The sequence below is a fragment of the Lysobacter enzymogenes genome (assembly GCF_017168095.1).
In the GTDB taxonomy this organism is placed as follows: Bacteria; Pseudomonadota; Gammaproteobacteria; order Xanthomonadales; family Xanthomonadaceae; genus Lysobacter; species Lysobacter enzymogenes_D.
Genome location: NZ_LXSD01000264.1, coordinates 1 through 7,344 on the forward strand (window position 1 = coordinate 1; position 7,344 = coordinate 7,344).

Below are 7,344 nucleotides of genomic sequence, written 5' to 3' on the forward strand. Positions count from 1 at the left end.
GCCGAAGCGGCCGTCGACGCCGAGCCCGCTGCCGGCGAGCCCGCTTCGCCCTTGCTGCCGCGCACCGCCGGCCTGTTCGACGGCCTGCCGCATCCGGTCGCGCCGGCGCCGGTCGCCGACAACGCCGAAGCGGCGGCCGACGGCGAGAGCAAGCCTGCGGAAGACGACAAGGCCGACGGCTCGCAGCCGCATCGCGCCTGATCGCGGGGCGGCTGCGACGCGGCCGCCCTGCCCTCGCTGCGAAAACGAAAAACCGGCCGCTCGCGCGGCCGGTTTTTTTATGCCCGCCGATGTAGATGGACGGCGTAGATGGGGCCGCAGCGAAAGCTGCCGCGCGCGAAAGTCCGTACTGCGGGGCTTGCATGGGTACAGGCGCAGCACAGGCGCGGGTACGAGCGCGTGCGACGGCAAAATGGATTCCGGCTTTCGCCGGAATGACGGATTGGGGAAGCGCGCGAGCGACCTTCCAGCCGTCATTAGCGACCTTCTTGCTGCCATTAACGACCTTCTTGCCGTTATTGACGACCCTCTTGCCGTCACAACGACCTTCTTGCCGCCACAACAACCTTCTTGCCGTCACAACGACCTTCTCGCCGTCATAACGACCTTCTTGCCGGCATTAACCACCTTGCAGCCGGCATTAACGACCTTCCAGCCGTCATTCCGGCGAAAGCCGGAATCCATATTGATTTACCCGCCCGACCTGCGATCGCCGCGGTCGCGCATATCCGCCTGAGCGAGCCCGCCACCCACCGCCGGCTTCGCTATCCGCCGGCTTCGCTATCCGCCGACTTCGCTACCCGCCGCCGCTGCGCACGCCCGGCGCCGGACGAACGCGCCGGATCGCCCGCCCGCGTTACAACGAATGCGCCGGATCGGCCAGGCCGTACTGCGCCGCCAACCGCGCCAGGGCGATGGTGTCGGTGATCGTCAGCTTCTCGAACAACCGGGTCTTGTGGGTGTTGACGGTCTTCGCGCTCAGGCTCAAACGCTTGGCGATCTCTTCCTGGCGGAAACCCTGCACCAGCAGCAAGGCGATCTCCAGCTCGCGCGGCGAGAGCTCGTCGAACGGCGAGGCGCCGCCGTCGAGCGTGGACAAGGCCAGGTGCTGGGCGATGTTGCTGGCCAGGTAGCGCTTGCCGCGCGCCACGTCGCGGATCGCGCGCAGCAGTTCGCTGGCGTCGCCGCCCTTGCCGACATAGCCCGAGGCGCCGGCTTCGAGCAGGCGCTTGGGCATCGGCCCGTCTTCGAGCACGGAGACGATGATCACGCGGGTGCCGTGGTCGCCCTTGACGATGCGCTCGGTGACTTCCAGCCCGCTCACGCCGGGCAGGTGCAGGTCGCACAGCACCACGTCGGGCTTGAGCTTGCGGATCTGCGGCAGCGCTTCCTCGCCGCTCTCGACGTCGCCGAGCACTTCGATATCCGTCTCCGCCGAGAGGATCATGCGCATGCCCGTACGCACCAGCGCATGGTCGTCCACGATGAATACACGGATGGTCATACCGTCCCCAGAACTGCCTTGAAGCCCACGCCAACGAGGCTACGCGGCGCCCAGGGGGCCGCGCAAGGCATTGATATTTATTGGCTCACCGCCGACGCCCTGAGCCGCACCGCGTCCGCACCGAGTCCTGCATCGGCCGCGCCGAAAAGGCGCACGCCCGATGCCACGCCGCCCGCAACCGATGAACTGGGTCACAACTTGGCAATCCCTAGGCTGCGTTGCTAGTGCGAGCGCGCGGCAATGGTATCTCAGCGCCGCGCGATTGAACGCAATCGCGCGCGCAAACCGGGAAAAAACCGCGCTGGCGCACGCGTCGGGCGCTGCGGCCCCAGGCGATCGCGGCCCCAGGGTGTCTCCGTCCGAAAGCGGCCGGTCGCGCCTGGGCGCACATGCGATGCTGGGTCTCCCCTCCCGCCGCGAGCCGCCCCATGACCGCGCAAGACCAACGCGCCGACCGATTCCGCCGCCTGCACGCCGACGGCCTGTTGCTGCTCGCCAACGCCTGGGACGCCGGCAGCGCGCGCCTGATCGAGAGCCTGGGCGCCGCCGCCGTGGCCACCACCAGCGCCGGCGTGGCCTGGGCGCACGGCTTCGCCGACGGCGACCGCCTGCCGGTGCCGCGCCTGATCGCCACCGTCGCCGACATCGCCCGCGCGGTGCGGGTGCCGCTCAGCGTGGACATGGAAGGCGGCTATTCCGACGATCCCGACACCGTCGCCGACCACGTCGCCGGAGTGATCGAGGTCGGCGCGGTCGGCATCAACCTCGAAGACGGCGGCGGCGCGCCCGACGCGCTGTGCGCCAAGATCGAGCGGATCAAGCGCGCGGCCGCGCGGCTGGGCGTTGCCGTATTCGTCAACGCGCGCACCGACGTCTATCTGCGCGGGTTGGCGCCGGACGCGCGCCGCGTCGAGGAAACCCTGGCGCGCGCCGCGCGCTACCGCGAGGCCGGCGCCGATGGTTTGTTCGTGCCGGGGCTGACCGACGAAGCCCAGGTGCGCGCGATCGCCGCCGATTGCGGCCTGCCGCTGAACCTGCTCGCCCGCGCCGCGCTGCCGCCGGCGGCGCGACTGCGCGACTGGGGCGTGCGCCGGCTCAGCGCCGGTTCCGACCTGGCCCAATCGGCGCATGCGCTGACCCGACGGCTCGCCGCCGGTTTCCTGCGCGACGGCGACAGCCAGCCGCTGGCCGCCGCGGCGATGGGCTACGGCGAACTCAACGCCTTGTTCGAACCTCGCTGATCGTTGATGCGTTGATGCGTTGATTGCTCCAGCGCCGCGCGTTGGCGCGCCGAGCCGGCGCGCCGCTCAGCCGCGTTGCAGCGCGCGCGCCAGTTCGTCCAGATCGGCGACGAACAGCAGCGTGCGGCCCTCGCCGCACTCGCGCACCCAGTCGCGCAACGGCTGGCTGCGCTGCAGGTAGGCCTGAATGTCGCCGACCACCGCCAGGCGCAAGCGATAGTTCACCGCCTTCTGCGCGATCTCGCCGGCCAGCCCGCTGGCGAGGCGGAAGAACGCCGCGTCCAGGCGCGACACCGGCAACGCCAACACCGTCGCGCCGGCGAACGAGGCTTCGCCGATCAGGTCGGTCGCCGCGCGCGCGTCGGCGATCGGCGCGCCGTATTGCGCGCACAACAGCACGCGCTCGGCGCCGAACGCGAGCACGGCGAAGTCCGGAGGGGACGCCGATGCGTCGACGGAATCGTTCATATCGATGAATCCAGGGCAGCGGCGGCACAGTCTCGCATGCGCTGCGCGCGCGAGCGCGCGCTTCGTCGCCGACGCGCGGCAAGCGCGAAGCGTATACGGCGAAACGGCAAACGCCGCGAGCGCAAACGCCGGATCGCGAACATCGCAGCGATCGGCTGCGTCATGCGACGCGCGCATCATGCGGCATGCGCGCGCGCAGCCGCCGCGAAAGCGCTTGCGCAGCAAGGTCGACGCGGCAGCGAAACGCGAAGCGTGACCGCGCGCGCAATCGCCGCGGCCGCATCCGCGTTCTCAGCCCGTGGGATGCGCCCGCGCCAAGCTGACCGGCCATGACAACCCTCACTTCGGAAGCCTCGCGTTCGTTGCCAGACTGCGCCGGCGCGGCCGCCCACAGGCACGCGATGAACGACGCCGGCGACCGCGGAAACGGAATTCGATCACGTTCATTTCAACGCGAACGGATGCCCGATGTTTCCGCGGCCGTCGCGCCGCCCCAACCCGGTCGCGAACCGATCGTCTTCGCGTCCGCCTCGATGCCCGTTCTCTACCGCCTGTTCTCGCCCCCTGTTCACGAGTCGCCCGTCGCGACGTTGCCACCGGACTGTCGCATCGCGACCCGGTCGCCGTCGGGCGGCCTCGCCTGTCGACGTCTCCGGAGCCCGCTGCGCCCATGTCCCGACTCGAATCCGCTTCCCCGTTGACCCCTGCGCCGTCGCCCGCGCCGCACCTTGGCGACGCGCGCGACGATGCCGCGAACGATTTGCAGCAGCGGTTCGAACGCCATGCGCGACAGCGGCCCGATGCGATCGCCCTGGTTCACGACGGCCGGCGCATGCGCTACGGCGAACTCAACGCGCGCGCCAACCGGCTCGCACAGACGCTGATCGAAGCCGGCGCCGGCCCCGACCGGCTGGTCGCGCTGTGCGCGCAACGCGGCTTCGCCCTTCCGCTCGCGGTGCTGGCCACGCTCAAGGCCGGCGCCGCCTACGTGCCGTTCGATCCCGACCACGCCTCGGCGCGGCTGGCCGCGATGCTGGCCGACGCCGCGCCGACGATCGCGCTGTGCGACGCCGCCGGCCGCGCCGCGCTCGGCGCGCAGGCGCTGGCGCCGCTGCGCGTGTTCGATCCGCTCGCCGACTCGGTATGCGACGACGAACGCGCCTGGTCCGCGCGCGATCCGCAGGCGAACGCCTCGCGCCCGCAGCACCTGGCCTACGTGATCTACACCTCCGGCTCCACCGGCGCGCCCAAGGGCGTGATGATCGAACGCCGCAACCTGGCGCACCTGTGCGCGACCGACCTGGCGCGGCTGGGCATCGACGCCGACAGCCGGGTCGCCCAGTTCGCATCGCCGGGCTTCGACGCCAGCGTGCTGGAACTGGTCATGGCCCTGGCCCACGGCGCGCAACTGCATCTGGCCACGCGCGCGCAGCGCGCCAGCGCCGAGGCGTTCAACCACTGGTTCGAACGCGAACGCCTCACCCACGCCTTGCTGCCGCCGGCGTTCGCGCAGGGCCGCGCGCTGCGCTTCGCCCGCCGTCCGGTGCTGATCTTCGGCGGCGAAGCGCCCAGCCCCGCGCTGGTGCGCGAACTGAGCGCGCAGGCGACCGTGGTCAACGCCTACGGTCCGACCGAAATCACCGTGTGCGCGACCCAATGGACCGCGCCGGATGGCGAAACCCAAGCCGATGCGCTCGTTGATGCGCCGGTGCCGATCGGCCGCGCGCTCGCCGGCGTGCGCGTGTACCTGCTCGACGCCGACGGCCGGCCGGTGCCGCGCGGCGAAACCGGCGAGATCCACGTCGGCGGCGCCGGCGTGGCGCGCGGTTACCTGGGCCGGCCGGACCTGAGCGCGGAACGTTTCCTTGCCGATCCGTTCGCCGGCGAGGCCGATGCGCGCATGTACCGCACCGGCGACCTGGCGCGCGAACTCGCCGACGGCTCGCTGCTGTTCCTCGGTCGCAACGACGATCAGATCAAGCTGCGCGGTTATCGCATCGAACTCGGCGAGATCCAGGCGCGCCTGAGCGAACACCCGCAACTGCGCGAATGCGCGGTGGTGGCGCGCGCGGACGCCTCGGGCGAACCGAGTCTGGTCGCCTACTACGCCGGCGCGGCCGCACCGGCGACGCTGCGCGCCTTCCTCGCGCAACGCCTGCCCGGCTACATGCTGCCGGCCGCGTTCGTGGCGGTGCCGACGCTGCCGCTGACCGGCAACGGCAAGCTCGACCGCGCCGCGCTGCCCGCGCCCGGCGACGCCGACCGCGCGCATACCGATTACCGGCCGCCGCAAGGCGAAGACGAAACCGCGCTGGCGCAGCTGTGGCGCGAACTGCTCGGCATCGAACGCATCGGCCGCGACGACGACTTCTTCGCCCTCGGCGGCCATTCGCTGACCGGCGCGCGCCTGCGCGTGCGCCTGCGCGAGCGCAGCGGCGTGGACCTGCCGATGCAGGCCTTGTTCGATCACCCCACGCTGTCCGCGCTGGCGCTGGAAATCGCGCGGCAACGCGCGCACGACGGCGGCGATGCGCAGCCGCCGCTGCCGCCGGTCGAACCGGCGCCGCGCGACGGCGCGCTCGCGGTCTCGTACGCGCAGCAGCGCCTGTGGTTCCTGCACCGGCTCGATCCGGACGCGGTGAGCTACAACATGCCGCTGCGCCTGGACCTGCACGGCGCGCTCGACCGCGCCGCATTGGGGCGCGCCCTGGACGCGGTGTTCGCACGCCACGAGGCGCTGCGCACGGTGTTCGACGCGGTCGACGGCGAGGTGCGGGCGCGGCTGTTGCCGGCCGCGGCCGGCCTGGCGCTGGCCGAGCACGACCTGCGCGGCGCCGACCATGCCGCGGCGCGCTTGCGCGAGCTGTGCGAAATCGACGCGCGCACGCCGTTCGACTTGGCCGCCGGGCCCTTGATCCGCGCGCGCCTGATCCGCACCGGCGCGCGCCGCCACGTGCTGATGCTGGTCCAGCACCACATCGTCTGCGACGGCTGGTCGCTGCATCTGCTCGGCCGCGAGCTCGGCGCGCTGTACGCCGCGCAACGCGCCGGCGCGCCCGATCCGCTGCCGCCGCTGCGCGTGCAATACCCCGATTACGCCGCCTGGGAGCGGCGCTGGCTGGATGCGCAGCGCCTGGCGCCGCAGGCCGCGTACTGGCGCGAAACGCTGGCCGGCGCGTCCGGCCTGTTGACCCTGCCGAGCGACCGCCCGCGCCCGCCGCGGCCGTCGCACGCCGCCGGCGCGCTGCCGCTGCGCGTGGACGCCACGCGCGTGCAGCGCCTGCAACAGCTGTGCCGCGCCCACGGCTGCAGCCTGTTCATGGCCGTCGCCGCGGCCTGGGCGGTGGTGCTGGCGCGCCTGTCCGGACAGGACGAGGTGACGATCGGCACGCCCTCGGCCAATCGCGAGCGCGCCGAGATCGAGCCCCTGCTCGGCTTCTTCGTCAACACCCTGGCCCTGCGCGTGAACCTCGCCGACGAGCCCGACACCGCGCAGCTGTTGCAGCGCGTGCGCGCCGCCGCGCTCGGCGCGCAGGCGCACCAGGACCTGCCGTTCGAGCAGGTGGTCGAACTCGCCCAGCCCGAACGCCGCGCCGACCGCACGCCGCTGTTCCAGGCGCTGCTGGCCTGGCAGAGCAACGAAACCGGCCGCTTCGACCTGCCCGGCCTTGAGGTGCGCGCCAGCCAGCCGTTCGCGGCGGTGCGCTTCGAGCTGGAGCTGCACGTGCGCGAGCAGGACGGCGAACTGGTCGGCGAATTGGGCTACGCCAGCGAACTGTTCGAGGCCGCCACCATCGCGCGCCAGCTCGGCTGCCTGCATGCGGCGCTGGACGCGATGTGCGCGCAGCCGCAGCAGGCGGCCACGCGCATCGCCCTGGTCGATGCCGCGCAGCGCGCGCACTTGCTCGACGAACTCGGCCGCGGCGAACCCGAAGCGCAGCCGGCCCCGCCCGACTGCGTGCATCGCCTGTTCGAACGCCAGGCGCGCGCGACGCCGCACGCGATCGCGCTGATCCACGGCGAGCGGCGCATGGATTACGCCGAACTCGACGCCCGCGCCGAGCGCCTGGCGCGGCGCCTGCGCGCTTGCGGCGCCGGCGCCGACGCGCGCATCGGCCTGTGCGCGCAACG

5 protein-coding genes are annotated in these 7,344 nt (G+C 72.2%); 3 read left to right on the plus strand and 2 right to left on the minus strand.

Annotated features, from left to right (window positions below):
- A partial coding sequence (locus tag A7A76_RS07475) for a hypothetical protein (RefSeq protein WP_206410606.1) occupies positions 1-201 on the plus strand: 201 nt, incomplete at its 5' end.
- A 655-nt stretch (positions 202-856) separates the two neighbouring features.
- On the opposite strand, the gene A7A76_RS07480 is transcribed toward A7A76_RS07475, so the two are convergent.
- Positions 857-1,504 carry a response regulator gene (locus A7A76_RS07480; RefSeq protein WP_057947935.1) on the minus strand — a complete coding sequence of 216 codons (648 nt, stop codon included), beginning with the start codon at positions 1,502-1,504 and terminating at the stop codon, positions 857-859.
- Between the two features lie 428 nt (positions 1,505-1,932).
- Here A7A76_RS07480 and A7A76_RS07485 point away from each other — a divergent pair, with 428 nt between their 5' ends.
- Complete coding sequence (locus tag A7A76_RS07485; protein ID WP_206410607.1) at positions 1,933-2,745, plus strand: isocitrate lyase/PEP mutase family protein; 813 nt, start codon at positions 1,933-1,935, stop codon at positions 2,743-2,745.
- A gap of 66 nt (positions 2,746-2,811) precedes the next feature.
- Here the strand turns inward: A7A76_RS07485 and A7A76_RS07490 are convergent, their stop codons facing one another.
- A complete protein-coding gene (locus A7A76_RS07490) occupies positions 2,812-3,438 on the minus strand; it encodes a DUF4180 domain-containing protein (RefSeq protein ID WP_206410608.1) in 627 nt (208 codons plus the stop codon).
- A 445-nt stretch (positions 3,439-3,883) separates the two neighbouring features.
- Between A7A76_RS07490 and A7A76_RS07495 the strand changes: the two genes are divergently transcribed.
- On the plus strand, positions 3,884-7,344 hold a 3,461-nt coding region (locus A7A76_RS07495; RefSeq protein WP_206410609.1), incomplete at its 3' end, for a non-ribosomal peptide synthetase.

Coding starts and splice junctions, on each gene's coding strand:
- A7A76_RS07485 (WP_206410607.1), top strand. CDS start 1,933: ATGACCGCGCAAGACCAACGCGCCGACCGATTCCGCCGCCTGCACGCC.
- A7A76_RS07480 (WP_057947935.1), bottom strand. CDS start 1,504: ATGACCATCCGTGTATTCATCGTGGACGACCATGCGCTGGTGCGTACG.